Annotated in this window: 4 protein-coding genes; all 4 read left to right on the forward strand. The window is 64.7% G+C overall.

What is annotated here, in order from left to right; translation table 11 throughout:
- Positions 1 to 229 (forward strand): F0F1 ATP synthase subunit gamma (locus AC1D1G_RS44350; protein WP_477956846.1); only part of this gene is annotated, 229 nt, incomplete at its 5' end.
- A 3-nt stretch (positions 230 to 232) separates the two neighbouring features.
- Positions 233 to 1,684 carry a F0F1 ATP synthase subunit beta gene (gene atpD, locus AC1D1G_RS44355; RefSeq protein ID WP_005252960.1) on the forward strand — a complete coding sequence of 484 codons (1,452 nt, stop codon included), beginning with the start codon at positions 233 to 235 and terminating at the stop codon, positions 1,682 to 1,684.
- 6 nt (positions 1,685 to 1,690) lie between these two features.
- Positions 1,691 to 2,059 carry a F0F1 ATP synthase subunit epsilon gene (locus AC1D1G_RS44360; RefSeq protein WP_005252961.1) on the forward strand — a complete coding sequence of 123 codons (369 nt, stop codon included), beginning with the start codon at positions 1,691 to 1,693 and terminating at the stop codon, positions 2,057 to 2,059.
- 48 nt (positions 2,060 to 2,107) lie between these two features.
- Positions 2,108 to 2,369: DUF2550 family protein (locus AC1D1G_RS44365; RefSeq protein ID WP_477956847.1), on the forward strand; the 262-nt coding region annotated here is incomplete at its 3' end.

Below are 2,369 nucleotides of genomic sequence, written 5' to 3' on the forward strand. Positions count from 1 at the left end.
GCTGCCGAAGTACATCAGCACCCGCATCTACTCCTCGCTGCTGGATGCTGCGGCGTCGGAGTCGGCTGCCCGTCGTACCGCCATGAAGGCCGCGACGGACAACGCAAACGAACTGGTGAACACGTTGAGCCGTCAGGCAAACCAGGCTCGCCAGGCCCAGATCACCCAGGAAATCAGCGAGATCGTCGGCGGCGCGAATGCGCTTGCCTCGAGCGCAGGAAGTGACTAAGCAATGACCGCAGCAGTAACCGAAAACAACGGGGCAGGCTCGGGTTCGTCCGTCGCCGGCCGCGTCGTGCGGGTCATCGGTCCCGTCGTGGACGTTGAATTCCCGCGTGGCGCCATTCCTGAACTGTTCAACGCCCTGCATGCCGAGATCACGCTCCCCTCGGTCGCCAAGACGCTGACCCTCGAGGTCGCACAGCACCTCGGCGACAACCTGGTGCGCACCGTCTCGATGCAGCCCACCGACGGCCTGATCCGCGGCACCTCGGTGTCCGACACGGGCAAGCCGATCTCGGTTCCCGTCGGTGACGTCGTCAAGGGCCACGTGTTCAACGCACTGGGCGACTGCCTCGACGCTCCCGGCACGGGTCGCGACGGCGAGCAGTGGGGCATCCACCGCAAGCCACCGGCCTTCGACCAGCTCGAGGGCAAGACGGAGATCCTCGAGACCGGCATCAAGGTCATCGACCTCCTCACCCCGTACGTCAAGGGTGGAAAGATCGGTCTGTTCGGTGGTGCCGGTGTCGGCAAGACCGTTCTGATCCAGGAAATGATTACCCGTATCGCCCGCGAGTTCTCCGGAACCTCGGTGTTCGCAGGCGTCGGTGAGCGCACCCGTGAGGGCACCGACCTTCACCTCGAGATGGAAGAGATGGGCGTCCTCCAGGACACCGCCCTCGTCTTCGGCCAGATGGACGAGCCGCCGGGAACGCGTATGCGCGTCGCCCTGTCCGCGCTGACCATGGCGGAGTACTTCCGCGACGTCCAGGGCCAGGACGTGCTGCTGTTCATCGACAACATCTTCCGTTTCACCCAGGCCGGTTCCGAGGTGTCGACCCTGCTCGGTCGTATGCCTTCGGCCGTGGGTTACCAGCCGACCCTGGCTGACGAGATGGGTGAGCTGCAGGAGCGCATCACCTCGACGCGTGGTCGCTCCATCACCTCGCTGCAGGCGATCTACGTGCCCGCCGACGACTACACCGACCCGGCGCCGGCCACGACGTTCGCGCACCTCGATGCCACCACCGAGCTGTCGCGTCCGATCTCGCAGATGGGTATCTACCCCGCTGTGGACCCGCTGACCTCCACCTCCCGCATCCTGGAGCCCGGCATCGTCGGTGCCGAGCACTTCCGGGTCGCCAACGAGGTCAAGCGCATCCTGCAGAAGTACAAGGAACTGCAGGACATCATCGCCATCCTCGGTATGGACGAGCTGCAGGAAGAGGACAAGGTGCTCGTCGGCCGTGCCCGCCGTCTGCAGAAGTTCCTCGGCCAGAACTTCATCGTCGCCGAGAAGTTCACCGGTGAGCCCGGCTCCGTGGTGCCGCTTCGCGACACCATCGAGGCGTTCGACCGCATCTGCAAGGGCGAGTTCGATCACCTGCCCGAGCAGGCATTCAACAGCTGTGGTGGACTCGACGACGTCGAGGCTGCAGCCAAGAAGATCGCCGGGAAGTAGTCGACGATGGCTGAGATGACCGTGGAACTCGTCGCCGTGGAGCGACGGTTGTGGTCTGGTTCGGCGACTCTCGTCAGCGCACAGACGACCGAGGGCGAGATCGGTGTCATGCCTGGGCATGAGCCGGTTCTCGGACAGCTGGTCGAGGCCGGAGTGGTTGCGATCACGACGGCCGACGGTGAGCGTATCGTCGCTGCTGTGCACGGCGGGTTCCTGTCCGTGACCGCGAAGACAGTCACGATCCTCGCCGAGTCAGCCGACTTGGCCGAGGACATCGATGTGGAAGCGGCCAAGGCCGTGCTCGCAGAGAGTGGAGACGATCTCGAGGCGATTGCTGTCGCCAAGGGTCGGATCCGCGCTGTAGAGCGCGCTTAGGCTGCACGAGAAAGACCGCGACGGAGCCGACGAACAGTGACAATCGGAATGACTGTGTTGATCATTCTGGTTGTGCTGCTCGCGGCCTTCGTCGCGGTCTTTTTGTATCGGCTTGCAGTACTGCGCCGCGGTGGTACCGCGGCGATCCTCCGGGTGACGCCTGCCCCGGGGGACACCGGGTGGCGCCACGGCGTCATCCGCTACGGCGAGGGTTCCCTCGTCTTCTTCAAACTGTCGAGTTTGCGTCCCGGTCCTGATTCGCGCATCGATCGCCAGGGCATCGAAGTCGCAGGTCGTCGCAGCCCGGAGG

Source organism: Rhodococcus sp. P3_B8, from assembly GCF_056402775.1.